This window comes from Actinospineispora acaciae DSM 45401, assembly GCF_000620785.1.
Lineage (GTDB): Bacteria > Actinomycetota > Actinomycetes > Mycobacteriales > Pseudonocardiaceae > Pseudonocardia > Pseudonocardia acaciae.
In genome coordinates, this window is record NZ_JIAI01000001.1 from 1780634 (window position 1) to 1804877 (window position 24244).

Consider the following 24244-nt stretch of genomic DNA (forward strand, 5'->3'; position numbering starts at 1 on the left):
GGCAGACCGACCCGACGACACGGAGCTGATCATGCGAAACGACATCGACCCGGACACCCCCGCCCAGCCGCCGGTGGTCGACCGGGTGAGCTTCGAGGCCGAGCTGGACCGGCTGCGGGCTCGGGAGAAGGCCCACACCCGCGAGAGTGACGCGATCGCGTCGGCCCGTCGACGGCTTCCCATGGTGGAGGTGGACCCGACCCTCACGCTGGCCGGCCCGCACGGGCGGGTCACCCTGCTGGACGCCTTCGAAGGGCGCCAGCAGCTCATCGCCTACTACTTCATGTGGTACCCGGGCCGACCGGCTCCCGAGCAGTGCGAGGGCTGCACCTGGAACAACACCCAGGTCACCGAGCTGTCCTACCTACACTCGCGCGACATCACCTATGCGGTGTTCTGCCAGTGCCCGTACGACGAAAGCGCCCGCTACCGCGAGTTCATGGGCTGGACGATGCCCTGGTACTCGGCGCGCGAATCCCTCGACACGCTCCTCGTCGGGCGCCAGACAGGCATGATGCACCTGGTCTGTTACCTCCGCGACGGCGACCGCGTCTTCGAGACCTACTGGACGACCGGCCGAGGCGTAGAGGTGGTCGACTTCAACTACGCGCTGCTGGGCCGGGCTCATCGGCGCGGGAGGTCGGCCTGAAACGGCAGCCGTCCCAGTCGCCGGGCCAGGTGGGCGGCCACGTGGCTGGCGAAGGGGTGGTAGAGCAGCGGTGTGAACTCCTCGCGGGTCCGCCCGTGCACGGGCAGCACGGCGTCGGTGTGGCCGGTGAGCGCGGTGTCCTCGTGATGGGTGACGGCGATGACGCGACGCCCGAGCTCGTGCGCCTGCGCGGCGAGGCCGGCGGCCCTGTCCAGCGACCGGCCCGGTGGGGCGATGACGAACAGGGGCATGTCGCTGGGGTGGGCGAACCGTTCGACGTGGCACCACTCCTCCAGGTCCTGGCCGGCGGCGAAGACCCCTGACGCCTCGATCACCTTGGCGGCGGCGAACAGCGCGGTGCCGAAGCTGGGGCCGCTGCCGGTCATGACCATCACGGGGGCGTCGGCGATCACGTCCGCGACCTGGCGGCACCGTTGTCCGATCGCCTGGACGGTGGTGCGCACGGGGTCGGCGAGCGCGACCAGCTCACCGCGCAGCGCGTCCGCGCGGTGTGCCTCGCCGAGCTGGATGGCGATCAGCAGCAGCCCCAGCACGCTCGCCTGGTAGGTACGGATCCCCGGGGACGGCTCCGGGTCGGGCAGGTCGACCAGCAGCGTGTGGTCGGCGACCCGGGTCACGGCGCTGCCGGGGGTGCCGGTCACGGCCACCGTCGGCGCGCCGTGCCGGCGGGCGGCGCGCAGGGCCGCCACGGCCTGCTCGGTCCTTCCCGAGGCGGAGATCGCGATCACGAGCGTGTCCCGCGCGCCGGTCGGACGCATCCACTCGGCGCCGTAGCGCACGAACCGTAGCGCGCTCATCGGCGCACAGTCCGCGCCCCCGATCGACTCGAAGGCCATCTCGGTGGCGCGGGCGGCGTGGTAGGAGTCGCCGTCCCCCGTCAGGTACACCCGCCGCACCTCGGCCCACCGCGCCGGCGCCATCAGGTCATCGACCCGCCGCTCGAACCGGCCGGTCAGCGTCCGCAGGTCCCCGGCGAGCCCCTCGACCTGCCTGATCATCACCTCCGGTTCCATCGTCAGCGCTCCAGGGCGCGAACGATGTCCATGTACGCCCTGACCCGGTCGGGGTCGATCCGGCCGCCCCAACCGCCGACCTCCAGGCAGGTGCCCACGAACGCCCCGTCCGCCTCGGCCAGCAACCGGGCGGCGTTGTCGTGGTTCGTGTAGCCCGCCAGGATGATCGGCAGCTCGGGCACCGCCGCGCGGACCGAGGCGATCGTCTCCATGGTGGTGTGCTCGTCGGGGTGGCCGATCGCCACCGCGTCCGCCCCCACCTGCCGTGCGGACCGCGCGACCTGGGCGGTGGGCCTGGCTTCGCCGAACCACTTGAAATGCATCGAGTCGATGTCGGCAATGATCTTGATCCGCTGCGCACGGATCTTCGCCCGGTACTCCATCACGGCAAGCGGATCGGCCCGCACCAGGCCGTGCGTCGTCAATGTGGCGCCCACCAGTGCGCCGGCGCGGATGTAGCTGCCGCCCGACACGGTGGCCACCGCGAGCGACGCCTTGAGCGCATTGCGCATCACCTGCACCCCGACCTGGAACTCCGCGCGGGTGGCCGCCGCCACGGCGGACACGATCAACCCCATCGCCGTCGTCCGCGCCGGGTCGGACTCCTCCCCGACGCCGTACAGGCGATCCACCGTCTGCACCAGGCAGCCGTCCGCCCCGCCCTCGTCCAACGCCCGCGCCGAGTGCACGGCCAGATCGAGCGTCCGCTCGAAGCTGCCCTCCTCGTACAGCGGCGTGCCCGGCAGCGGCCGCAGGTGAACCATCCCCAGCACTACCTTGCGCGCGCCCAGCGTGTCGAATGTGCGCATCGGCCCCCCGCAATGTCTGGCGCACCAAGGACGATCGCGCGCGGGACCGTCATTTTCAAGCGGTGAGGCGTCGCAGGGCGGCCTGGGCGGGTGGGCCCCAGGTGGGCTTGCCGCCGGGGCGGCCGTGGACGCCGGCGTCCCCGACGAGGATGCCGCCCAGCGCCCGCCCCACCGCCCAGCCCCGGGCGCGGCGCAGGGTCGCGGCGTCCGCGGCCGGCCGGTAGCCGCGGTGGAAGCGGTCCAGCGCCCCGTCCGGCAGCAGCGACCACGCGGCGGCCAGGTCGCTGGCCGGATCGCCCGCGCAGAGGTCACCGAAGTCGATCACGCCGCAGAACGCGCCGTCCGAGGTGAGGACGTTGGCCGGGTGCAGGTCGCCGTGCAGCCACGTCGGCGGCCCCGCCCACTCGGGCGCGGCGGCGGCGTCCTCCCAGACCGCGCGGACGGCGTCCGGGTCGGGGACCAGGCCGCGCTCGGTCGCCGAGGCGAGCTGCTCGGCGAACCCCTCGGTGAGGCCGGCCAGCGGGCCGCCTCGGCCACGGCCGACGGGCGCCCCCTCGGGAGCCGGTCGGTGCAGCGCGGTCAGGAAGGCGGCCAGGCCGTCGGCGGCGGCGTCGGGACGGGTGGCGGGGGCACGGTCGGCGGGCGCGCCCGGCACCCAGGTGGTGACGATCCACGGCCGGGGGTACCGCTCGGACGGCTCCCCGAGGCGCCGAGGGACGGGAACCCTCAGGGGCAGCCGAGGTGCGAGGGCGGGCAGCCAGGCGTGCTCCTTGCGCAGCAGGTCATCGGCGGCCCGTGTCGCCCAGGGCAGCCGGACGGCGAGGTCGTCGCCGAGCCGCCACAGCTGGTTGTCCCAGCCGCGCGCGCCGAGCCGCACCGGACGATCGGCCAGGTCGGGATGCTGGTCGCGGAGCAGCTCACGGACCAGCTCCGCGGTGATCTCGATCTCGGTGTGGGTCACGTGAGGAGACCGTAGCCGGCCGGGTCAGGTGGGCGCCTGCATGTGGCTGAGCGCGGCGCGGAACGGGTCGGGCTCGACGCCGAACGGGCCGTCCAGCGGGCGGGACAGCTGCAGCGCGATCAGCACCACGGCGCCGAGGCTGGCCGTCAGCAGCGCCATCACCGCCACGTTCACCGGCCGCGCGCTGATCCCGGCCAGCAGCGGGAACGCGACCAGGAGCACGGCGCCGAGGACGGTCCCGGCCAGCAGCACGTTGTTGAACACGTGGGAGCCGGTGGCCGACTCGACCCGCGAGCGGTGGCTGTCGTCGATGGTCCGCACCGCCTGCAGGCCCTGCTCGCGGGCGAACTGGGGCACCGGGTCGGTGGGCTGCAGCGAGGCGAACGCCGCGCGGGTCTCGGCCAGGATGCGGGTCAGCCGGGGGTCCGCCGCGCCGCGCTCCGCCAGCGTCATCCACTCCCGGTTCGCGACGACGTCGGCGTACTCCCGCAGCAGGCCGCGCATCGAGGCGCGCATCGGCTCCGGCGCGACCTCGGCGTGGTCGTAGGCGTCGGCCAGCGCGTTGGCCTCGGTGGCCGAGCTCGCCTCGATGTCCGAGCCGACCTGCCAGGCGAACACCACCTGGAACGCCAGCACCACCGTGAACAGGGCGGCCAGGACGCCCCCGGCGAAGCCCACCGAGTCGGCGTCGGACCCGCCGCCGCGCACCGCCCGCCGGCTGCCCAGGCCGGCCGTCGCGGCCACCACCAGCATGGTCGGCAGGACGACCACCGCAACGATTTCTATGACCACCGCAAAAGACCTGTTCGCCTCTCGAAGAATGCGGGTCGGCGCCCGAATTCGGCCGAATGCCCGCCGAGAAACTAATGCCGGACTACGCCTATCGGCCAGATGCTCGCGGCCGGTTCCGCCGGATTGGGTGAACCCGGTGCCATCGAACTGTACATGGCTTCGTCGCCGGGCTAGGAATTCCGCCAGGGAGCGGAGAGTCCTATTCAACTTTGTCCTCACACTCTTTTTGTGGGGCCGAGCACGGAAAGGCGTGTCATGCGGGCTGTCGGCTTCGTCCTGGTCGCCGTCGTGCTCGGCCTATGCTGCCTACCGGCCACGGCCGCCGAGGCCGTGCAGCCGGAGGCGAAGGTGGCCATCCGCACCTGGCTCGACCCGGAATCGGCGCAGCCCGGACAGCTCGTCACCCAGCTCGCCAACGTGACGAACACCGGAAAGATCGGCCTGCAGCTGCTCGTGGCCCAGCTCGACATCGCGCCCGGATGCCAGGTCCGCATTCTGGTGCTGCCGCCGCGCCAGACCACCACGGTGGCCTGTATCGGGGTCGCTCAGGCCGGCCGGCCCCAGTTGTCCGCCTCGGTCGTCGGCGCCACCCCGCTCGGCGGCGTGATCTACGCCAGGGCCACGGTCGGGCTCCAGATCCTGCTGCCGCCCGCCCCGGTGCCCAGCCCGGTGCCCAGCCCGGTGCCACAGCCCAGCCCGGTGCCCCAGCCCGTTCCGACCGTGTCCGCACCCGCGCCGCCCACGATCGAGACCCCCGTACCCCAGGCCCCGCCGCCGGTCACGCCCGAGCCGGCACCGCCACCACCGACGATCCCGCCGCAAGCCATACCGGAACCGACGGTTCCCCCACCGGCCACGCCTGAGCCACCTCCTTCCGAACCGGTCGTCCCCGCGCCGCCGCCCCAGCCACCGGCCGCGCCCGCCCCTGCCCCCGCCGCCGTCCCTCCGCCCGCGCCACCCGCCGCACCGCCACCACCGCCGGCTGCCGCGCCGCCACCTCCGGCGGCCGCCGTACCCCCACCCGCCGCCGCACCCCCAGCCGCCCCGCCAGCGGCCGCACCACCCGCCGCCGCGCCTCCAGCGGCCGCCGCGCCCCCGGCCGCCGCGCCCCCGGCCGCCGCGCCGCCTCCAGCCGCCGTTGCCCCGCCGGCCGCACCTCCGGCGGCGGCAGCGCCACCGGCCGCTCGCCAGCCCCGAGCCGCCACCCCACCACACCCGGTCAGGCACACGACCGCACACGGACCCCTCGCCACGCCCGCACGAACGGCGGCCGTCATCGCGGTACTCGGCGTCATGGTCATGACGGTCAGCGTGGGCGCGATCACCGCGGCGCTGCGCATTCGATGACTCACGCATGTATCTCGCCGTTGCCGACGACGCTCTGTACAGGGCACCGACGATGGGGAGCGAGCCGATGCGTCACCTGGTGGTCTGTTGCGACGGGACGTGGAACACCCCCGGGCAGACGCTCGACGGCGTCCCGACCCCGACGAACGTGGTGCGGCTCTACCACGCCCTGGAGCGGGACGACGACCAGCTCGGCTACTACCACCCCGGCGTGGGCACCGGCCCGACGCTGGTGGATCGCCTCGCCGGCGGCGGCCTGGGCGTCGGCGTCTCGGCCACGATCAAGAGCGCCTACTCGTGGCTGGCGACGCACTACCGGGACGGCGACGCGATCTGCCTGTTCGGGTTCAGCCGGGGCGCCTACACGGTGCGGAGCCTGTCCGGCATGCTGTCCGCCTGCGGGTTGGCCAGCTTCCCCGAGGACATGGCCCCGTCCGAGCGGTGGCACGAGATCGACCGCCTCTACGACAAGGTCTACCGCCCCGCGCGCGGCCAACCCGCCCAGTCACCGCCGTACCCCCCGCCCCCGATCAGGTTCCTCGGCGTGTGGGACACCGTGGGCGCGCTGGGCATCCCGGACCAGCTCGGCCTGCTGAACCTGCTCGACATCGACGGCCGCCACCGCTTCCACAACACCACGCTCAGCCCACAGGTCGAGCACGCGCGGCACGCCGTCGCACTCGACGAGGCCCGAGGCCCGTTCACCCCCACCCTGTGGACGGGCATCGGCGAGTCCCGCCCGGGGACCGTCAGGCAGGTCTGGTTCCCGGGTGACCACTGCGACGTCGGGGGCGGGCATCGGCAGACCGGGCTGTCCGACTGCGCGCTGAGGTGGATGATCGACGAGGCGGAGGCGTACGCCAAGCTGCGGTTCCGCCCCGGCATGAAGGACCAGGTCGAGCCCGACCCCCTCGACGTGCTGCACGACAGCTGCACCGGGCTGTTCCGCTACCTCGGACCGGCGCCACGGCCCATACCCCTGGTCACGACGGGCGACGCGGTCGCCGACTCGGCCCTCGACAGGCAGGCCCGGCCCCTGCTGGCGGTCGGTCCGTACCGGCCGGGCCGCACCCTCGCCGTCGGTGATCACGCCGGTCTCGACGTCTACGCCGCCCGGATGTGGAACGACGCGGGGCTGTACCTCGAACCGGGGCGCTACGAGTTCGTGGCCAGCGGCGAGTGGCTCGGCGCCGGCACGGCACTGGGGCCGGCCGGCACGTCCGGGGTCGACCTCGGCCCGTCCGGCCTGTTGCGGCTGGCCAGCTCGCTCGCCGGCTGGTGGCAGGAGCGCCTGCGCGGCTGGAGCCACAACGAGACGGCCACCTTCCTCGCGGCGCCACGCTCGGAGCGGGCACCGTGGATGGCGCTGCTCGGCACGGTCGCGGACCAGCGGTTCGACTCCAACGGCGCGCTCCAGCCCCACCGGTCGTTCGTGATCGGCGATCGCGCCGAACACACCGTCGAGCGCGCCGGTTACCTCTACGCGTACGCCAACAGCGCCTGGGGCCTCTACTCACACAACCGAGGCGCGGTCCACCTCACCGTCACCCGGCTGGGCTGACCCGGTCGGCCGGTTCGACGCCGAGCGCAAGGTGCAGCTGACGCTCCCACCAGCGCACCTGCGGGGCCGGGTCGTCCGCCGCGTCGCCACCGAGGCCGGCGCTGCGCCGGAACGCGCTCCCGTACAGGGCCTCCGTCGCCATCGCCTGGTGCAGGGCCGCGACCGCGAGGCGCGTGTCGTCGACCGAGCTTCCGGGCGGCCGAAGCCGATGGAGGGCGTCGACGACCGGGTCCAGCATGCCGGCGCCCGGATCGCGCCACCCGGCCGCGTGCAGGGCCACGGCCAGCTCGCCGTAGCCGCGCCGGTACACGCCCTGGAGCGACTCGACCAGCTCCACCAGGTCGGTGCCGTGGTCCAACCACGCGTCGAGGACCTCGCCGAGCACGGCCCGAAGCTGGCGGCCACCGTGCCGGAGCAGCTCGGCAAGGAGCTTCTCGCGGTTGCCGAAGTGATGGGTGACGCCGGCGTCGGTCATGCCGACCCGCGCGGCCACCGCACGCACCTGTACCGCCGCGACCCCACCCTCGGCGAGCAGCGAGGCGGCGGCGTCGAGGATCAGCCGGCGAGCCTCGTCCGGTGGCCGTCGTGCTCGTGCGGTGGCCATGGCCGGCACCTTACCTTGATCCGCCAAGGCCGGGTTCGCGGCAGCCGCAGCTCTCGCCGGTGTGGAGGTGGACCTCGACGTCGTCGAGCGCCGCCGCCGTGTCGCCGGGCCTGAGCAGCAGGTCGAGCGCCTGGCGCGCGATGGTGTCGATGTCCTGGCGCACGGTGGTCAGTACGGGGCGGGCGTAGGCGTTGCGAGCGTCGCCGTCGAACGTGACCAGCGCGATGTCCCGGGGCACGCGCAGGCCGGCGTCGGTCACGGCCCGCAGCACCGCTGCGGCCTGCCCGTAGGTGCCGGCGATCAGGCCGTCCGGTGGCTGGTTGTCCGCGAGGTAACCGCACACCGCGCGGTAGGCGCCGGCGAGGGTGAGGTCGGTCGGCACGGGCCGGGCGGCCCGTGCCCCGACCACTGACTCGTAACCGCGGTACCGCTCGGCAACGGTCTCGCGGTCGCCGAACTCCACCTCCTCCTCGGTGAAACCGCCGACGAACGCGACGGCCCGACATCGATGAGCCAGCACGAGGTGCCGCGCGGCCAGCGCACCGGCGTGGGCGTGATCGGCGCGGACGATGCGCGAGTCCGTCAGGTTCCTGTTGTTGTGGACCCACACGAGCGGAACGCGCGCCCGCCCGCACACCCGCGCGGTCGTGGGGCCGTCGGCGCCGCCCACCACGATCAGGCCGTCCATGCCGGCATCGGCGAAGGACTCGACGAACTCGGCCTCCACGGCCGGGTCGTAGCCGGTGTTGCCCACCATCACCAGCTGGCCCCGGCCCCGGGCTTCCAGCTCGATCCGCCCGGCGAGCGTCCCGAACAGCGGCATGGTCACGTCCGGCACCAGCAGCCCGATGAGCCCCCAGCGCCGTCGCCGTCGCAGGGCGCGCGCGATGCGGTCCGGCCGGTAGTCGAGCTCGTCGAGCGCCGTGAGCACCTTGGCGCGCAACGCCGCCGACACCGGGCGCGGGCCGTCGTTGAGGACGTAGCTGACCACCGCCGTCGAGGTGCCCGCGCGGCGCGCGACATCGGCGAGCGTCACCCGCTTGCCGGCCACCGGCCGCCCCCTCCCCGCAACGTCCCCGAACGGGGATTCAAACCGATTAGAGTACGCGAGCCCGGCCACCGCTCAAATCGTTTAGATTGCGCTGATTCAAACCCGTGGCAGTGGCCGTTTCGGCTGGTAGAAGTGCTCGGCATGGCCTTCGTGCGGTTCAGCGGCGTGACCTATCTCGATCCGGGTCGGGCCTATCCCGGCTACGTCCTGTACAGCGGCGCGGACGGCATCACCCGGCTGATCGACCTGCACGGCAGGGTGCACCAGCGGTGGCCCTTCCCCGGGGTGCCGCCCAGGATCATCGACCCCGCGCTCAACGGCGGGCGCCTCGGCGACGTCGGCCTGCAGCTGTCCCAGGTCCCCGGCGGCCGGGGCGGGATCTACGCGAACCGCACGGTCGGGCAGCTGTCCTGGACCGGCGAGACGCTGTGGGAGTGGGGCACCCAGGCACCCGGCGGCGCGGCCCGGCAGAACCACGACTGGCAACTGCTGGCGAACGGCAACCGGTTGCTGCTGGTGACCATTCCCCGGCGGGTTCCCGGCCTGGGCGCGCACGTCACCGGCGACCAGGGGCTGTACGAGGTCACCCCGGACGGCGAGATCGTCTGGGAGTGGCGGGCCGGCGACCACCTCGACGAGCTGGGCCTCTCGGACGAGGGCCGGGAGAACATGCGCGCGGCGGTGGCCCGCGACCCCGGGGACATCTGGGGGTACCTGGAGATCAACAGCGCCACCACCGTCGGCCCCAACAGGTGGCACCGCGCGGACCCGGCCGGCGTGTTCCACCCGGACAACATCCTGATCAGCTCCCGCAAGGCGAACGTCATCGCGCTGATCGACAAGGCCAGCGGGGCGATCGTGTGGCGGCTGGGGCCGTACTTCCCCGCCGAGGCCGGGCAGCAGCACCAACGGATCCACGTCCACAACCTGCCGCGCCCGCTGGACCAGATCTCCGGTCAGCACAACCCGCACGTCATCGCCGACGGGCTGGCGGGGGCGGGCAACATCCTGGTGTTCGACAACCAAGGCGGCGCCGGGTACCCGCCCGCGCCGCTGGGCATCTACGCCGGATCGCGGGTGCTGGAGATCGACCCGTCCACCGAGCGGATCGTCTGGCAGTACACCGCCGAGGACTCCGGCCTGCCGTCCTGGAGCTTCTTCAGCTCCTTCGTGAGCAACGCCCAGCGGCTGCCGAACGGGAACACCCTGGTCACCGAGGGCATGCAGGGCCGGATCTTCCAGGTCACCCCGACCGGGGAGGTGGTGTGGGAGTACCTCACGCCGCACGAGGGTGACGGCGTGGCCGGCGAGCCGGAGGTCCGCGAGCCGACCGTGCCGAACGTCGACCGCGCCAGCCGCACCCGGCTGATCTACCGGTCCCAGGCGGTGCCCTTCGACTGGGTTCCGATCGGGGCGCCGGGTCCGCTGGACGCGATCGACCGACGCGCCGCGCCCGCGCCGTCCGTGGCGTCGAGCGCATGACGGCGGACTCGGTGAAGGCGCTCGGCGGCACCGCCCTGGGGCTGGTGCTCGCCGGCCTGCTGTGGACCCTGGTCGTCGCGACCGGGCAGTTCCCCAGGGAGCTGTTCCCCGGCGTCCCGGACATCCTGCGGGCCGGCGGGGCGCTCTACGGCGACGGCGTCCTGGTACCGGACGTGGTGGCCAGCCTGCGGCGCGCGGCCGTCGGCTTCGTCCTCGGCGCCGCCGCGGGCTTCCTGGCCGGGACTGTCACCTCCAGCACCTGGGCCGGACGCCGGCTCATGCAACCGATGCTGCGCCTGCTTGCCCCCATCCCCACGATCGGGCTGGTGCCGCTCGCGATCCTCTGGTTCGGGCTGGGGGAGAACAGCAAGACGCTGGTGATCGCGCTCGGGGTGTTCGTGCCGGTGTGGATCAACAGCCACGCCGGCTTCGCCTCCACGCCCGTCGAGTTCCTGCGTGCCGCGCGATGCCTGGGCGCGTCGAGGTGGCACGTCGTGACCAGGGTCGTCATCCCGGAGGCCGGGCCGGACGTGGCGTCCGGGCTGCGGGTCGGCGCCGCGATGGCGTTCGTCCTGATCGTGGTCGCGGAGATGACCGGCACCACCTCCGGCCTCGGCTACCGGATCTACCAGGCGCAGCTGTTCTCCCAGGCCGACCGCCTGATCTTCTGCCTGATCGTGCTCGGAGGGCTCGGCGCGGCCTGCGACGTGGCGGTCACGGCGGCGACCCGGCCGCTGACCCGGTGGGCGAGCGAGGAACGCTGACCATGAGCCTGCGCACCCGCGACCTCACCGTCCGCTTCCCCGGCAGGCCCGCCCCGACGCTCGACCACATCGACTTCGAGGCGGCGGACGGCTCGTTCACCGTGCTGGTCGGCGCGTCCGGGAGCGGCAAGTCGACGCTGCTGCACTGCCTCGCCGGCCTGCTCGCCCCGACCGCCGGCGAGGTGGTCGACGGCACCCGGCCGGTCACCGAGCCGAGCCCGCGCCGAGGCGTGGTCTTCCAACGCGATGTGCTCTTCCCGTGGACGAGCGTCGCCGGCAACATCGGCTTCGCGCTGCACGCCCTCGGCACCCCACGGGGGCTCCGTGCCGAACGGATCGCCGAGCTGCTCGAGATGGTCGGGCTGCCCCCCTCGGTGGCCCGTGAGCGACCCAGCCGGTTGTCCGGCGGAATGCGCCAACGCGTGGGAATCGCCCGAATGCTGGCGGGCGAGCCCGAGATCATGCTGATGGACGAGCCTTTCGCGGCGCTCGACGCCCTCACCCGGCTACGCATGCAGGACCTCGTCGTGGACCTGTGGTCGCGCCTGAAACGGACGATCGTGTTCGTCACGCACGATGTGGACGAGGCAATTCGGCTTTCCGACAACATCGTTGTGATCCGCGACGGAAAACTGAGCACCCATATCGCCAACCCACTGGCCCGGCCCCGCCCACCGGACAGCCTCGCGGACCTTCCCGGCTACAGCGAGCTGCGGCGATGCCTGCACCATCAACTGGAGAAGCCGTGAAGAACTCCGTACTGAGAACTGTCCTCACCGTGCTCGCGTCGGCGGTGATGTTGTCGACGAGCGCCTGCGCCGGCCCGGACGAGTCGACGCAGACGCTCACCGTGGGATTCGTGGTCGACCCCTCCTGGGCGCAGGTCCCGGTCGCGGACAGGGCGGGATACTTCTCCCGCCACGGGATCACCGTGAAGGTGGTGAACTTCCCCTCCGGGGTGGAGGCGCTGCAGGCGCTCGCCGCGCGCCAGGTCGACGTCACCACCGCCGCCGATGTGCCCACCGCCGCGACGCTCACCCGGTCCGCCTCGTTGCGGATCGTCGCCGACGGGTCACGCTGGGCGGGCTCCCGCATCGTGGCCTGGCGCGGCACCGGCATCGCCACGGTCAACGACCTCGCCGGACGAAGGATCGGCACGCCACTGGGCACCAGCGCCGCCTATTTCGCGGCCGACACGCTGAGCCACAACCGGATCAACGCCACCCTCGTCCAGGTGGCGCCGCAGGCAATGGTGACGGCGGCGACGCAGCGCAACGTCGACGCGGTCTCGATATTCCAGCCCTATCAGGCCCAGGTCGTCGCGGCGCTCGGTGATGACGCGGTAGTGCTCGGCGGCGGAAGCTACACCCAGCACAGCCTCTATCTGGCCACCGACACCGCTGTCGCGAAGAAGTCCCCGGCGCTGTCGTCCTTCTTCGCCGCCCTGAAAGACGCGAGCGCCGACCTCGAGGCACAATCGCCGGACGCCGTGGCCGCCGTGTCCGCCGCGACCCAACTCGGTCCCGCACTGCTCACGACGGTTCTCTCCGAGTTCGACTTCACCGTGCGGCAACCACAGGCGGATCTCGCCGCCACACTCACCACCCTCGGGCGGTGGGAGAAGGACCAGGGAGCCATCGGGCCGACCACCCAGCTCCCCGACTACGCGACGCTCACCGACAACAGCTTCGTCAAACCCTGACCTGTTACGCTGGCGATCTTGTGCCCACGGGAGAAGCTGACAGGCCGGCCAGCCGTGTCCGGTCCATCAACAGCGTCCTGAGCACGCTGCGCGTCTTCGAAGAGGTCGCGCTGCGACAGCCGATCGGCGTCTCCGAACTGTCCCGCGTGACGGACATCCCGAAGAGCTCCGTGCAGCGGTGCCTGGTCACGCTCCAGGAGGCCGGCTGGCTCAGGGTCGTCGACCCCGAGCGCGCCCGGTGGGGCGTGACGATGAAGGCGCTGACCCTCGGGCTGCGCGGCTCCGGGGAGCAGGACCTCCGTGAGGTGGCGGGGCCCGTCATGAAACGCCTCGCGGCCGAGACGGACGAGACGGTTCTGCTGGGCCTGCGCGACGGCGAGAACCTCGTCATCGTGGCGCGGGAGGACAGCACGCAGGTGGTCCGCGTCGTCCAGGAGATCGGCGTACGCGTGCCGCTGCGCGCCACCTCCGGGGGCGTGGCGATCATGGCACTGCTGGACGATGCCGAGGTCGACGAGCTGCTGCGGCGCGAGCTCACGGAGTTCGCGCAGGCCCCCGTGCCGGACACCGAGGAGGTCCGGCGGGAGATCGCCCGGACCGTCGAGCGCGGGTACGCGCTGCACGGCTCGTCGTCGTGGTACCGCCCGCACGTCGCCTCCATCGGCGCGGCCATCACGGACGCGGCCGGGCGCCCCGTCGCGGCGCTCACGCTCCCGGTGCCGCAGATGCGCTATGACGGTTCACGCGAGAAGGCCCTGGCACCGAGGGTCGTCGCGGCGGCGGAGGAGATCAGCCGCCTGCTCTCCTCCGCCTGACCACCTCATCCATTCCTGTGCACCACGGTCTTCGGCCCCACATCTCTCCGAACCGTGCCGCACTGCGATAAGGCGTACCATTGGGTGGCATGAGACGGTTATCGGAGATGCCGCTGCGGCTGCGGGACGTCACGGTCCCCAACCGGTTGTGGATGTCCCCCATGGCCCAGTACGCCGCGGGAGCCGACGGGAAGCCGACCGACTGGCACCTCGTGCACTACGGCGCCCGCGCGGTCGGCGGGGTGGGCCTCGTCATGGTCGAGTCCAACGCCGTCGGGCCGGCGCACCGCACCACCTCGGCGGACCTCGGGATCTGGAACGAGGACCAGGCGGCCGCGCACCAACGCCTGACCTCGTTCATCGCCGAGCGCGGCGCGGTTCCCGCCGTCCAGCTGCTGGCCGCGGGCAGGAAGGCGTCACACCGGGTGCCCTGGGACGGCGAGGGACAGAACGGCCCGGTGAGCGTGGCGGACGGCGGCTGGCGCTCGTTCGCGCCGTCGGCGGTCCCGTTCGGCGACCTGGGCGTGCCCCGGGAGGCCGACGACGCCGACCTGGACGAGGTCGTCGAGGCGTTCGCCCGCGCGGCCCGGATGTCTCACCTGGCGGGGTACCAAGCCGTGGACATCCACGCCTCGCACGGCTACCTCCTGCACCAATTCCTCTCGCCCCTGTCCAACCATCGGACCGACGAGTACGGCGGAACACCGACGAACCGCATGCGGTTTCCGCTGCGGGTGGCCCGGGCCGTCCGTGACGCCTTTCCCGCGGAGAAGCCCGTCTTCGTCCGCATCACCGCGACGGACTGGATCGAGGGCGGGATCTCGATCGACGAGGCGGCGACGTTCGCCAAGGAGCTCGCGGCCGTGGGCATCGACCTGCTCGACGTCACCTCCGGTGTGCTGGTGCGCGACCGGGAGGCGCGGCCGCCGGCGCGCGACGGGGTCAACGTCGAGTTCGCGAGCACGCTCAGGCAGGCGTCGGGCCTCCCGGTCGCCCCGGTCGGACAGATCGGTGACCTGTCGCTGGCCCGCCGGGTCCTGGCCGACGGCCGGGCGGACGCCGTGCTGATCGGCCGCGCCCTGCTGCGCGATCCGTACCTCGCCCTGCGCGACCGGCCCGACGACACGGCGGCCTGGCCCTACCAGTACCACCGCGCGCTGTGAGCATCACCGCGAGCCGCACGGTTCGGCGCCCGGGCGACACGACGATCCGGTACACCGTCAGCGGCCCGGCCGGTGGGCCGACCCTCGCGCTCATCCACGGTTGGGGGTGCGACCGCACCGACTTCGACGCGATCACCGGCTTTCTTCCCGGCCACTACCGCGTGCTCGCCGTCGATCTCGCCGAGCACGGGGAGTCCCGCTCCACCCGTGACGTCTGGACGATGGAGGAGTTCGCCCGCGACGTCGCCGCCGTGCTCGACGCCGAGTCGGTGGACGGCTGCGTCGTGGTCGGGCACTCCCTCGGCGGGGCGGTGGCCGTCGAAACCGCGCGGGCGCTTCCCGACGTGGTCACGCACGTGGTCGCGCTCGACGCCCTGCACTACCTGTCGCTGTTCCCCGCGCAGGACGAACGCCGGGCGGACGCCGTGCTGCGGCCGTTCCACGAGGACTTCGCCTCGGCGATGCGCGGCATGGTCGAGGCGGGCTCCCCGCCCGGTACCCACCCGGCGCTGAAGGACGCCTACTTCGCGAAGATGGCGGCCGTCCGGCAGCCGGCGGGCCTGCTGTCGCTCGAGGGCCTGGTGCGCTGGGACATGGACGCCGCGCTGCGCGAGGTCACGGCGCCGATCACGCTGTTCGCGGTGCGCTCGATCATCACCGGGGAGGCCGTCGACCGCTACCGCGACCGCCTCCGCATCGTGCCCGTCGACCTGGGCACTCACCACTTCCACGTCGAGTCGCCCGAGGGCACCGCCACGCTGCTGACCGGAGTGGTCTCCGGCTAGACGCCGGTGTCGATCTCGGCACCCCGCTTGCATACGATACCCCCCTTAGGTAATCTCCGAATTACCCCCAGGAGGTATCCCATGCATGGTTACACGAAGGACAAGGACGGCTACCTGCGGCGGATGCGGCGCATCGAAGGCCAGGTGCGCGGCATCGCCCGGATGATCGAGAACGACGAGTACTGCATCGATGTGCTCACCCAGGTCTCGGCGGTGACGAAGGCCCTGGAGGCCGTCGCGCTGGGCCTGCTCGACGAGCACCTGCGGCACTGCGTCACCGAGGCCGTCGCCGAGGGCGGTACCACCGCCGACGCGAAGGTCGCCGAGGCGAGCGCGGCCATCGCCCGCCTGGTCAAGTCCTGACCGAACCACGACAAGCGGAGGAGAGAACGCCGATGAGCGAGAGCACCTACACCGTGACCGGGATGACCTGCGAGCACTGCGCGCTCTCGGTGACCGAGGAGATCACCGAGATCGACGGCGTGGCCGAGGTCGCGGTGGACCTGCCCACCGGGACCGTCACGGTGAGCAGCGAAGGGCCGGTCGACGAGGCCCAGGTCCGGGCCGCCGTCGAGACGGCCGGCTACCGGCTCGCCGGCTGACCTCCACGGCGTTCGAGGGACGGCATGAGGACATCGACGAGGCTCGCCGCCTACGGCGCGGCGCTGGTCGTGCTCGCGTCCGGTGGGTACGCGGTCGGATCGGCGGTCGGCCCACTGTCGAGTGAGGCCGGTGGGACTAGCGAGGCGATGTCGAGCGCCGGGGCCGACCAGCCCGGCGGCCTGGCCGCGAGCAGCGGCGGCTACACCCTCACCCCCGCCGACCCCGCGTTCACCCCCGGCGCGGCGAAGGAGTTCGCCTTCCGCGTCACCGGCCCCGACGGCGCGGCGGTGACCGGGTTCGACGTCGAGCACGACAAGCGCATGCACCTGATAGTGGTGCGCCGGGACACCGCGTCGTTCCAGCACGTGCACCCCGAGATGGACCCCGACGGCACCTGGCGGGTGCCGCTCACGCTTCCCGCCGCCGGGTCCTACCGGGCGTTCGCCGACTTCGCCCGCACCGGTGGACCGGCCATCACCCTGGGGGTCGACCTGGTCGCGGCCGGCTCGTTCGAACCCGTCACCTACCAGCCCAGCCGCACCGCGCACGTCGACGGCTACACGGTGACCCTGGCCGGCGACCTCGTGCCCGGCCGGGCCTCGCCGGTGAGCCTGACCGTGAGCAGGGACGGCCGAGAAGTCACCGACCTGCAGCCCTACCTCTCCGCCTACGGGCACCTGGTCGCGCTGCGCGGAGGCGACCTGGCCTACCTGCACGTGCACCCCGACGGCTCGCCCGGCGACGGCCGCACCGCGCCCGGCCCGACGGTCACCTTCGTGGCCGAGGTGCCCAGCGCCGGCACCTACCGGCTGTTCCTGGACTTCCAGCACGGTGGCGTGGTCCGCACGGCGGCGTTCACCGTGCCCACCGGGCCGGCCACCGCCGCCGCACCGCCCGCCGCCGAGCACGCCCACGGCCACTGACCCCCACCGGAGGCCCCGACCATGAGCACCACCGCGACGGCACCGTCCTCGGACCCGGCGGTGACCGAGATCGAACTGGCCATCGGCGGCATGACCTGCGCCTCCTGCGCCCACCGTGTCGAGCGCAAGCTCAACAAGCTCGACGGCGTCACCGCCACCGTCAACTACGCCACCGAGAAGGCCAGCGTCCACGCCCCCGGCGGGATCGACCCCGCCGCGCTCGTCGCCCAGGTCGAGGCCGCCGGGTACACCGCCCGGCTCCCGGTCCGGCGGGACGCGCGGGACACACCGGACACGCCGGCCGGGACCGACCCGACCCGGCCGCTGCGTGACCGGCTGGTCACCAGCGTCGCGCTGTCGGTGCCGGTGATCGCGATGGCGATGGTCCCCGCCGCCCAGTTCACCTACTGGCAGTGGATCTCCCTTGCGCTGGCCGGACCGGTCGTGACCTGGGCGGCGTGGCCGTTCCACCGCGCCGCCTGGGCGAACCTGCGGCATGGGGCCGCGAGCATGGACACGCTGATCTCCCTGGGCGTGAGCGCGGCGTTCGGCTGGTCGCTCTACGCGCTGCTGTTCGGCACCGCCGGCACTCCCGGCATGGTCCACGGGTTCTCGCTGTTGGCCCGCGACCCGGACGGCGGGGCCGGGAACATCTACCTCGAGGTCGCCGCCGGGGTCACCACGTTCATCCTCGCCGGGCGCTACTTCGAGGCGCGCTCCAAGCGGCGCGCCGGCGCCGCCCTGCGCGCGCTGCTCGAGCTCGGCGCCAAGCACGTGACGGTGCTGCGCGCCGGCACCGAGGTCCGCATCCCGACCGACCGGCTCGCCGTCGGCGACCGGTTCGTGGTCCGCCCCGGGGAGAAGATCGCCACCGACGGCGTGGTCGAGGACGGCTCCTCCGCGGTCGACGCCTCCATGCTCACCGGCGAGTCCGTGCCCGTCGAGGTCCGCCCCGGGGACCCGGTCGCCGGGGCCACCGTCAACTCCGGCGGCCGCCTCGTGGTTCGGGCCGCCCGGGTCGGCGCCGACACCCAGCTCGCGCAGATGGCCCGCCTGGTCGAGCAGGCGCAGAACGGCAAGGCGGCCGTGCAGCGGCTGGCCGACCGGATCTCCGGGGTGTTCGTGCCGATCGTCATCGCCCTCGCGGTGGCCACCCTCGGGTTCTGGCTCGGCACCGGAACCGACACCGGGGCCGCACTCACCGCCGCCGTCGCCGTGCTGATCATCGCCTGCCCCTGCGCGCTCGGCCTGGCCACCCCCACCGCGCTGCTGGTCGGCACCGGCCGGGGCGCCCAGCTGGGCATCCTGATCAAGGGACCCGAGGTGCTGGAGTCGACCCGCCGGGTGGACACCATCGTGCTGGACAAGACCGGCACCGTCACCACCGGCCAGATGTCCCTGGTGGACATCCACCTCGACCCCAGCACCGACCGGGCCCAGGCACTGCGGCTCGCCGGCGCGCTGGAGAACGCCTCCGAGCACCCGATCGCCGCCGCCATCGCCCGGGCCGCCAGGGACCGCCACACCACGCTGCCCGAGGTCACCGACTTCACCAACACCGAAGGCCTCGGCGTGCACGGCACGGTCGACGGCCACGCCGTCCTGGTCGGCCGCCCGGCCCTGCTCGAACAATGGAGCCAGCCCCTCACCCCCGAACTGACCGCCGCCAGGACCGCCGCCGAACAACAGGGCCGCACCGCCGTCGCGGTGGCCTGGGACGGCCGGGCCCGCGCCGTCCTCGTCGTCTCCGACACGGTCAAGCCGACCTCCGCCGAGGCCGTCACCCGCCTGCGCCGCCTCGGCCTGACCCCCATGCTCCTCACCGGCGACAACGCCGCCGCCGCGACCGCCGTCGCCGAGGAGGTCGGCATCGACGCCGACGCCGTCATCGCCGAGGTCCTGCCCGCCGACAAGGCCGAGGTCGTCAAGAACCTCCAGGCGCAGGGCCGGGTCGTGGCCATGGTCGGCGACGGGGTCAACGACGCCGCCGCGCTCGCCCAGGCCGACCTCGGGCTGGCCATGGGCACCGGCACCGACGTCGCCATCGAGGCCAGCGACCTCACCCTGGTCCGGGGCGACCTGCGCGCGGCCTCGGACGCCATCCGGCTGGCCCGCCGCACCCTGGCCACCATCAAGGCGAACCTGTTCTGGGCGTTCGCCTACAACGTCGCCGCCCTGCCACTCGCCGCCGCCGGCCTGCTCAACCCCATGATCGCCGGCGCCGCCATGGCCGCGAGCTCCGCGTTCGTGGTCGCCAACAGCCTCACCCTGCGCCGCTTCGCCCCCGGTACTGTGCGTGGTTCATCGTGATAACGGGGACGGTGCGACGAGGTAGATGGGCGGCTACTGGTTCAACCTGGTGCTGGTCGGTGTCCTGGTCCTGATCAACGCGGTGTTCGCGGGCAGCGAGATCGCGTTGATCTCGCTGCGGGAGGGGCAGCTGCGGCAGCTGGAACGTCACGGCGGCGCCGGGGCGCGCACCCTGGCACGGCTGGCGCGCGACCCGAACCGGTTCCTGGCCACCATCCAGATCGGGATCACGCTGGCCGGCTTCCTGGCCTCGGCCACCGCGGCGGTGACCTTGGCCCAGCCGTTGGTGCCGCCGCTGGGGTTCCTGGGCGCGGCGGCGGAGGCGGTGGCCATCGCGCTGGTCACGGTGGTGCTGACCTTCGTCACGCTGGTGTTCGGCGAGCTGGCGCCCAAGCGGCTGGCGATGCAGTACGCGCGGCGGTGGGCGCTGCTGGTGGCCCGGCCACTGGACGCCCTGGCGGCGATCGCACGGCCGGCGGTGTGGACGCTGGGCGCGGCGACCGACCTGGTGGTGCGGTTGTTCGGCGGCAACCCGAGCGCCGCGCGCGAGCAGCTCAGCCCGGAGGAGCTGCGCGACCTGGTGGTCGGCCACCGGGGGCTCACCGCGGAGCAGCGCACGATCATCAGCGGCGCGCTGGAGATCCACGAGCGGACCCTGCGGGCGGTGCTGGTGCCGCGGCGGGAGGTGTTCACCCTGGCCGCGGACCTGCCGATCGCGCGGGCCCGCGCCGAGCTGGCCGCGTCCGGGCATTCCCGCGCGCCGGTGGTGACCTCGGGGGACCTGGACGACACGGTCGGCATCGCGCACCTGCGGGAGCTGCTCGGCGAGCGGGGCGCGGCGCGTGACGTGGTCCATCCGGCGGTGGTGTTCCCGGAGTCGGTGCGGGTGTCCGACGCGCTGCGCCGGTTCAAGAACGAGCGCCAGCAGTTCGCGCTGGTCGCCGACGAGCATGGCAGCGTCGCCGGCATCGTCACCCTGGAGGACCTGCTGGAGGAGATCGTCGGGGAGATCTACGACGAGACCGACCGCGACGTGATGGCTGTGCAACCACAGCCGGACGGCTCGCTGTCGCTGCCCGGCACGTTCCCGGTGCACGACCTGCCCGACCTCGGCGTCGTGCTGGCCGACGCGCCGCGCGGTGACTACACCACCGTCGCCGGCCTGGTGCTGGCCGTGCTCGAACGCATCCCCGACGCCCCCGGCGACACCGTCGCGCTCACCGACTGGACAGTCGAGGTGACCGAGGTCGCCCACCACGCCATCACCGGAGTGCGGCTGCGCCCGAACCCCACAACCGCGCCGGCCTGACGATCACCCGGCGGGACCCGGTGCGGGTGTGGGAGCAGTTCGCCACCGTCGACCTGCTGTCGGCCGGGCGAGCCGAGATCATCGCCGGGCGCGGCTCCTACACCGAGTCCTTCCCGCTGTTCGGGTACGACCGGCGCGACTATGCCGACCTCTTCCGCGAGAAGCTCGACCTGCTCCTCGAGATCCGCGAGCGGAATCCGCTGACCTTGCGGGGACGTTTCCGCGCCCCGTTGGTCGACGCGGACATCGCGCCCCGCGCCGACGGCGAGACCATCCCGATCTGGGTGGGGGTCGGCGGCGTGCCCCAGAAGGAGCACCTGGAGGCGATCGAGCGGCTCGGCACCGAGGTCGCGCCGGTCGTGCGCCGCGAGGTCGCCTCGGCCGAGCGGAGCGCGGCATGACCGGCGCGGCACTGCGGGTCGTCGTCGTCACCGGCAGCCCGAACCGGCCGTCCACGACGTTGGGCCTCGTCGACGTCATCCTCGACACGCTGGCCGCAATCCTGCCCGTGCGGTCCTCCCGCATCGACGTCTACCGCCTTGGCCCCGGGTTCACCGGAGCGACCGAGCGCGACGACGTCGGCCCCGAGGTCGAGGCCTCGCTGCGGCTCGCCGAGCGGGCCGACCTGCTGATCGCCGCGACCCCGGTGTTCCGCGGTTCGTACCCGGGGATGTTCAAGCACTTCTTCGACCTCGTCGACCAGTACGCGCTCGCCAACAAGCCGGTCCTGCTCGCCGCGACCGGCGGAGGAGACCACCATGCCCTGGTCCTGGACCACGCCCTGCGGCCCCCTGTTCGCCTTCTTCCAGGCGTTGACGGTGCCCGTCGCGGTCTTCGCGTCCTCCGGCGACTTCGACGGCACGGCACTGCTCAACCCCCGCGTCCACGGGCGGATCGAGGTGGGCCTCAACGATGTGGCCGACCTGCTCCGCGCCCGCGCGACGGGTCGCGCCTAGGCGGGGTTGGTGTAGGCGCGGGCGGGCGCCAGAAGGACGGCGGCCCGCCGCTCGTCGGCCATGGTTCGGTCGTAGGTGTCCCAGTCGTCGTGGCTGCCCCCGGCGGCCCGGAAGATCTCGCGGAGCAACAGCCGCAGGCCTTCGCCGTCGACATCGGGATGCGGGTCGTCCGGGCCGATGATCTCGACGGTCCCCTCGACCGTCGCCCATCGCCAGCCGGCCCGCGCGACGATCGTGGCCCGGCGGTCGGCGCGCAGGTTGCGCAGCTTGCGGGAGCCGCCGGTGGCCACCAGCCCGACGGCCGGTGCGCCCGTCAGCGGATGCCGCGCAACGCCCGCGTTGACGACCGACGCCTGGACGCTGCCGTCGCCGCGCAGCGTGCTGAGCACACACAGCCCGTGATCGAGGGACACGAGCTCGGCGAACGTGGAAAGATCAGCGCCGGCGTGCCGGGTGGCGTTGGCATTCATCAGCTGTCCAACTTCTCGCGCAGCCATTTTCCGGCCTCGATGATAGCGGCGTCGGCCTCCGGGGCACGGCCGACCATGCACTGGTAGGCGTGCTGCATTCCGTCGCACACGTCGAGCGCGACCTCGACGCCGGCTCGCCGGGCCGACTCCGCGAACCCTTCGACGCTGGACCGCAGCGTCTCGTCGCCGCCGCAGGTCACGAAGACCGCCGGCAGCCCGGACGGGTCCGCGTACAACGGGTTGGCCAGCGGGTCGGACGGGGAATGCCCGCCGAGGAACAGCGGCGCGACAATGTGCACGAGCTCGCGGGAGATGAAGAAGTCGTTGGCCGCGTTGGACTCGAACGTCTCTCCGGCGGCCTCCATGTCGTACCACGGCGAGAACGCCGCGACGGCGGCGGGCAGCGGGCGGCCGTCGCGTTCGAGCGCGAGCGCGCACGCCGTCGCGATGTTGCCGCCGGCGGAGTCCCCGGCGAGGGCGATCCGCGACGGCCGGTGGCCCCGGTCGAGGAGCCAGTCGTACACCGCGCGCGCGTCGTCGAGCTGCGCGGGAAACGTGTGTTCGGGAGCCAACCGGTAGTCCGGGACCAGGGCGCGACAGCCGGCGGCCTTCGCAAGGTGCGCCGCGAGCTTGCGGTGGCTGTCCTTCGAGCCGCTGACAAAGCCGCCGCCGTGGAAGAACACCAGCACCCGCTCCGGGTCGCAGCCCTCGGGGTCCGCCCAGATCGCCGGCAGGCCCGCCGCGGTGACCTCGCTGTAGCGCACATCGGCCGGCTCGGCGGCCAGGCGCGACATCGCGGTCTCGTAGTCCATCCCCGGGGGGTTGGCCGCCGCGCGCTCGGCAACCGCCCGGTACACCTCACGCAGCGCGGCCGATTCCTTACTGGACATGCACCGGTCCTCCTCACCTGGACAAGGTGTGAGTTAGTTACCTCACTCACTGACCGTATAAGGTGATCACGGCGCTGTCTATGATTTTGGTGAGATGACTGACTCAGAACGGGCCGTCCGGCCGGGCAAGCGGGAGCGGTTGGTGGCCGCGGCGTGCGAGCTGGTGTACCACCAGGGGGTGGCGCGCACCACGCTGGCCGACATCGCGACGGCGGCCGACGTGCCGGTGGGCAACGTGTACTACTACTTCAAGACCAAGGAGGACATCATCGGCGCCGTCGTGCACGCGCACGCGCAGCGTCTCACCGAGGCCGTCGACGAGCTCGAGCGCCGGCATCGCGCACCCAAGGCCCGGCTCACGGCGCTGATGCACCTGCTTGCCGAGCGGCGGGACGTGATCGCCCGGTACGGCTGCCCCTACGGGACGCTGTGCTCGGAGCTCGCCAAGCGGGCCGAGGGCTCGGACCTGCTCGCCGCTCCGCTGATGCGGATCCCGCTCGACTGGGCCGAGCGCCAGTTCCGCGCCATGGGACGACCCGACGCCCACGACCTGGCGGTCGAGCTGGTCGCCTCGTACCACGGTGCCGCGACGCTCAGCGGCACGCTCGGACAGCCTCAGATCATGGCCGGCCAGGCCCGGCGCCTCGAACGATGGATCGAGACCCTCGACCCTGTTGGTGATGCCGGTTCCGAGCCGAGCCACTGAGCCAGCCCTCGGAGACGCTCCGCCGCGCCGGCACCACCAGGACGGGCCGGTGCTGGCACCGGATCGTTCGATGCGTGACCGACGGCCTGACCCATCGCGACACCGTCGCGCCGACGCCGCCGCCTCGGCTGCCGAGAACGATCAGCAGCGCGTCGTTCTCCCGCGCCGCCTGGTCCAGCTCGCAGGCGGGATCACCGTGCCGGACCTCGTACTGCCAGTCCAGGCCACAGCCGACCAGGGTGTGCGTGACCCGGTCGCGTTCTCGGTCGAGCGTCTCCTCGCCGCGCTGCTCCCAGTCCGCCGAGTCGACATCAACCGGGTAGTCGGTCAGGTCCACCACGTGCACGACCCGCAGCCTGCCGGCCAGCCGCCGCCCGATGTCGACGGCGACGGCGAGCGCGCGCTCACCTGATGAGTCTGGACGATAGCCGACCACAACCGTGGATGCCCTGTCGTGCTCACCGGACTCATTCATCACCACTCCCCGTTTCGGTACGACCGGCCGAGGACCCGAACTCTCTCCAGCTCGACCGTTGAGCATCGCCGAGCCCGCCGGTG

The 24244-nt window shown here is 72.9% G+C and carries 27 protein-coding genes and 1 pseudogene; 19 read left to right on the forward strand and 9 right to left on the reverse strand.

The window, feature by feature from the left end; translation table 11 throughout:
• The first annotated feature begins 31 nt into the window (after positions 1–31).
• Positions 32–649, forward strand: coding sequence for a DUF899 family protein (locus N912_RS50370; RefSeq protein ID WP_084210681.1), 618 nt, complete (start codon positions 32–34; stop codon positions 647–649).
• Here N912_RS50370 and N912_RS60080 read toward each other — a convergent pair.
• From N912_RS60080 to N912_RS50375, 4 genes are read right to left on the reverse strand one after another with little or no spacing between them, the layout of a single operon-like run.
• Complete coding sequence (locus N912_RS60080; protein ID WP_028922124.1) at positions 625–1683, reverse strand: SIS domain-containing protein; 1059 nt, start codon at positions 1681–1683, stop codon at positions 625–627. The two genes, N912_RS50370 and N912_RS60080, sit on opposite strands and share 25 nt — an antisense overlap.
• A gap of 2 nt (positions 1684–1685) precedes the next feature.
• Complete coding sequence (locus tag N912_RS0108585) at positions 1686–2492, reverse strand: BtpA/SgcQ family protein (protein ID WP_028922125.1); 807 nt, start codon at positions 2490–2492, stop codon at positions 1686–1688.
• Between the two features lie 55 nt (positions 2493–2547).
• A complete protein-coding gene (locus tag N912_RS0108590) occupies positions 2548–3453 on the reverse strand; it encodes an aminoglycoside phosphotransferase family protein (RefSeq protein ID WP_028922126.1) in 906 nt (301 codons plus the stop codon).
• A 24-nt stretch (positions 3454–3477) separates the two neighbouring features.
• A complete protein-coding gene (locus tag N912_RS50375) occupies positions 3478–4224 on the reverse strand; it encodes a bestrophin-like domain (RefSeq protein WP_245645206.1) in 747 nt (248 codons plus the stop codon).
• Positions 4225–4500: 276 nt separating this feature from the next.
• Here N912_RS50375 and N912_RS63340 point away from each other — a divergent pair, with 276 nt between their 5' ends.
• Positions 4501–5592, forward strand: a complete 1092-nt coding sequence (locus N912_RS63340; RefSeq protein WP_156993277.1) for a hypothetical protein — start codon at positions 4501–4503, stop codon at positions 5590–5592.
• Positions 5593–5659: 67 nt separating this feature from the next.
• Entirely contained in the window at positions 5660–7153 is a 1494-nt protein-coding gene (locus N912_RS0108610; RefSeq protein WP_028922128.1) for a DUF2235 domain-containing protein, read from the forward strand.
• On the opposite strand, the gene N912_RS0108615 is transcribed toward N912_RS0108610, so the two are convergent.
• Positions 7137–7757, reverse strand: coding sequence for a TetR/AcrR family transcriptional regulator (locus N912_RS0108615; protein WP_037063844.1), 621 nt, complete (start codon positions 7755–7757; stop codon positions 7137–7139). The genes N912_RS0108610 and N912_RS0108615 overlap by 17 nt on opposite strands.
• 10 nt (positions 7758–7767) lie before the next feature.
• Positions 7768–8808, reverse strand: a complete 1041-nt coding sequence (locus N912_RS0108620; protein WP_028922130.1) for a LacI family DNA-binding transcriptional regulator — start codon at positions 8806–8808, stop codon at positions 7768–7770.
• A gap of 141 nt (positions 8809–8949) precedes the next feature.
• Here N912_RS0108620 and N912_RS50380 point away from each other — a divergent pair, with 141 nt between their 5' ends.
• The 15 genes and pseudogenes from N912_RS50380 (at position 8950) to N912_RS65085 (ending at position 21620) form a co-directional block, all read left to right on the forward strand.
• Positions 8950–10290: an aryl-sulfate sulfotransferase gene (locus tag N912_RS50380; protein ID WP_051579965.1), complete on the forward strand. Its 1341-nt coding sequence runs from the start codon at positions 8950–8952 to the stop codon at positions 10288–10290.
• The gene (locus N912_RS50385; RefSeq protein WP_051579845.1) at positions 10287–11054 is read left to right on the forward strand and encodes an ABC transporter permease; all 768 of its coding nucleotides are present in this window, start codon (positions 10287–10289) and stop codon (positions 11052–11054) included. Before N912_RS50380 ends, N912_RS50385 begins: the two co-directional genes overlap by 4 nt.
• Positions 11055–11056: 2 nt before the next feature.
• Positions 11057–11803: an ABC transporter ATP-binding protein gene (locus N912_RS0108635; RefSeq protein ID WP_028922131.1), complete on the forward strand. Its 747-nt coding sequence runs from the start codon at positions 11057–11059 to the stop codon at positions 11801–11803.
• A gap of 29 nt (positions 11804–11832) precedes the next feature.
• On the forward strand, positions 11833–12756 hold the full coding sequence (locus N912_RS0108640) for an ABC transporter substrate-binding protein (RefSeq protein WP_211261149.1): 924 nt from the start codon (positions 11833–11835) through the stop codon (positions 12754–12756).
• Positions 12757–12776: 20 nt separating this feature from the next.
• On the forward strand, positions 12777–13571 hold the full coding sequence (locus tag N912_RS0108645; RefSeq protein ID WP_028922133.1) for an IclR family transcriptional regulator: 795 nt from the start codon (positions 12777–12779) through the stop codon (positions 13569–13571).
• A gap of 89 nt (positions 13572–13660) precedes the next feature.
• Positions 13661–14734, forward strand: coding sequence for an NADH:flavin oxidoreductase/NADH oxidase (locus N912_RS0108650; protein ID WP_028922134.1), 1074 nt, complete (start codon positions 13661–13663; stop codon positions 14732–14734).
• On the forward strand, positions 14731–15519 hold the full coding sequence (locus N912_RS0108655) for an alpha/beta fold hydrolase (RefSeq protein ID WP_028922135.1): 789 nt from the start codon (positions 14731–14733) through the stop codon (positions 15517–15519). The genes N912_RS0108650 and N912_RS0108655 overlap by 4 nt, the downstream gene beginning before the upstream one ends.
• 81 nt (positions 15520–15600) lie before the next feature.
• Positions 15601–15882: a metal-sensitive transcriptional regulator gene (locus N912_RS0108660; RefSeq protein ID WP_028922136.1), complete on the forward strand. Its 282-nt coding sequence runs from the start codon at positions 15601–15603 to the stop codon at positions 15880–15882.
• A 32-nt stretch (positions 15883–15914) separates the two neighbouring features.
• Positions 15915–16121: a heavy-metal-associated domain-containing protein gene (locus tag N912_RS0108665; protein WP_028922137.1), complete on the forward strand. Its 207-nt coding sequence runs from the start codon at positions 15915–15917 to the stop codon at positions 16119–16121.
• 24 nt (positions 16122–16145) lie between these two features.
• A complete protein-coding gene (locus N912_RS0108670; protein ID WP_028922138.1) occupies positions 16146–17045 on the forward strand; it encodes a hypothetical protein in 900 nt (299 codons plus the stop codon).
• Between the two features lie 21 nt (positions 17046–17066).
• Positions 17067–19355 (forward strand): heavy metal translocating P-type ATPase, encoded by a 2289-nt coding sequence (locus tag N912_RS0108675; RefSeq protein WP_037063034.1) that lies wholly within the window; start codon positions 17067–17069, stop codon positions 19353–19355.
• A gap of 25 nt (positions 19356–19380) precedes the next feature.
• Complete coding sequence (locus tag N912_RS0108680) at positions 19381–20664, forward strand: hemolysin family protein (protein ID WP_028922140.1); 1284 nt, start codon at positions 19381–19383, stop codon at positions 20662–20664.
• Positions 20665–20684: 20 nt separating this feature from the next.
• Positions 20685–21065 (forward strand): LLM class flavin-dependent oxidoreductase, encoded by a 381-nt coding sequence (locus tag N912_RS0108685; protein ID WP_028922141.1) that lies wholly within the window; start codon positions 20685–20687, stop codon positions 21063–21065.
• Positions 21062–21403, forward strand: a pseudogene (locus N912_RS66960) (NADPH-dependent FMN reductase); the annotation flags it as partial. The gene N912_RS0108685 and the pseudogene N912_RS66960, both read left to right, overlap by 4 nt.
• Positions 21404–21422: 19 nt before the next feature.
• A complete protein-coding gene (locus N912_RS65085; RefSeq protein WP_028922142.1) occupies positions 21423–21620 on the forward strand; it encodes an NADPH-dependent FMN reductase family protein in 198 nt (65 codons plus the stop codon).
• Here N912_RS65085 and N912_RS0108695 read toward each other — a convergent pair.
• A complete protein-coding gene (locus tag N912_RS0108695; protein WP_156993279.1) occupies positions 21617–22090 on the reverse strand; it encodes a TIGR03618 family F420-dependent PPOX class oxidoreductase in 474 nt (157 codons plus the stop codon). The two genes, N912_RS65085 and N912_RS0108695, sit on opposite strands and share 4 nt — an antisense overlap.
• Positions 22090–22980, reverse strand: a complete 891-nt coding sequence (locus tag N912_RS0108700; RefSeq protein WP_028922144.1) for an alpha/beta hydrolase — start codon at positions 22978–22980, stop codon at positions 22090–22092. Before N912_RS0108700 ends, N912_RS0108695 begins: the two co-directional genes overlap by 1 nt.
• 94 nt (positions 22981–23074) lie before the next feature.
• On the opposite strand from N912_RS0108700, the gene N912_RS50395 reads away from it, so the two are divergent.
• Complete coding sequence (locus N912_RS50395; RefSeq protein WP_051579846.1) at positions 23075–23686, forward strand: TetR/AcrR family transcriptional regulator; 612 nt, start codon at positions 23075–23077, stop codon at positions 23684–23686.
• On the opposite strand, the gene N912_RS61905 is transcribed toward N912_RS50395, so the two are convergent.
• Complete coding sequence (locus tag N912_RS61905) at positions 23601–24161, reverse strand: universal stress protein (protein ID WP_169747837.1); 561 nt, start codon at positions 24159–24161, stop codon at positions 23601–23603. The two genes, N912_RS50395 and N912_RS61905, sit on opposite strands and share 86 nt — an antisense overlap.
• Positions 24162–24244: the final 83 nt, after the last annotated feature.

Bases quoted from the DNA above. Each gene is read 5' to 3' on its own strand.
- N912_RS50370 (WP_084210681.1), top strand. From the start codon at position 32: ATGCGAAACGACATCGACCCGGACACCCCCGCCCAGCCGCCGGTGGTC.
- N912_RS60080 (WP_028922124.1), bottom strand. From the start codon at position 1,683: ATGGAACCGGAGGTGATGATCAGGCAGGTCGAGGGGCTCGCCGGGGAC.
- N912_RS0108585 (WP_028922125.1), bottom strand. From the start codon at position 2,492: ATGCGCACATTCGACACGCTGGGCGCGCGCAAGGTAGTGCTGGGGATG.
- N912_RS63340 (WP_156993277.1), top strand. From the start codon at position 4,501: ATGCGGGCTGTCGGCTTCGTCCTGGTCGCCGTCGTGCTCGGCCTATGC.
- N912_RS0108610 (WP_028922128.1), top strand. From the start codon at position 5,660: ATGCGTCACCTGGTGGTCTGTTGCGACGGGACGTGGAACACCCCCGGG.
- N912_RS0108615 (WP_037063844.1), bottom strand. From the start codon at position 7,757: ATGGCCACCGCACGAGCACGACGGCCACCGGACGAGGCTCGCCGGCTG.
- N912_RS50380 (WP_051579965.1), top strand. From the start codon at position 8,950: ATGGCCTTCGTGCGGTTCAGCGGCGTGACCTATCTCGATCCGGGTCGG.
- N912_RS50385 (WP_051579845.1), top strand. From the start codon at position 10,287: ATGACGGCGGACTCGGTGAAGGCGCTCGGCGGCACCGCCCTGGGGCTG.
- N912_RS0108635 (WP_028922131.1), top strand. From the start codon at position 11,057: ATGAGCCTGCGCACCCGCGACCTCACCGTCCGCTTCCCCGGCAGGCCC.
- N912_RS0108650 (WP_028922134.1), top strand. From the start codon at position 13,661: ATGAGACGGTTATCGGAGATGCCGCTGCGGCTGCGGGACGTCACGGTC.
- N912_RS0108660 (WP_028922136.1), top strand. From the start codon at position 15,601: ATGCATGGTTACACGAAGGACAAGGACGGCTACCTGCGGCGGATGCGG.
- N912_RS0108665 (WP_028922137.1), top strand. From the start codon at position 15,915: ATGAGCGAGAGCACCTACACCGTGACCGGGATGACCTGCGAGCACTGC.
- N912_RS0108670 (WP_028922138.1), top strand. From the start codon at position 16,146: ATGAGGACATCGACGAGGCTCGCCGCCTACGGCGCGGCGCTGGTCGTG.
- N912_RS0108675 (WP_037063034.1), top strand. From the start codon at position 17,067: ATGAGCACCACCGCGACGGCACCGTCCTCGGACCCGGCGGTGACCGAG.
- N912_RS0108680 (WP_028922140.1), top strand. From the start codon at position 19,381: ATGGGCGGCTACTGGTTCAACCTGGTGCTGGTCGGTGTCCTGGTCCTG.
- N912_RS65085 (WP_028922142.1), top strand. From the start codon at position 21,423: ATGCCCTGGTCCTGGACCACGCCCTGCGGCCCCCTGTTCGCCTTCTTC.
- N912_RS0108695 (WP_156993279.1), bottom strand. From the start codon at position 22,090: ATGAATGCCAACGCCACCCGGCACGCCGGCGCTGATCTTTCCACGTTC.
- N912_RS0108700 (WP_028922144.1), bottom strand. From the start codon at position 22,980: ATGTCCAGTAAGGAATCGGCCGCGCTGCGTGAGGTGTACCGGGCGGTT.
- N912_RS50395 (WP_051579846.1), top strand. From the start codon at position 23,075: ATGACTGACTCAGAACGGGCCGTCCGGCCGGGCAAGCGGGAGCGGTTG.
- N912_RS61905 (WP_169747837.1), bottom strand. From the start codon at position 24,161: ATGAATGAGTCCGGTGAGCACGACAGGGCATCCACGGTTGTGGTCGGC.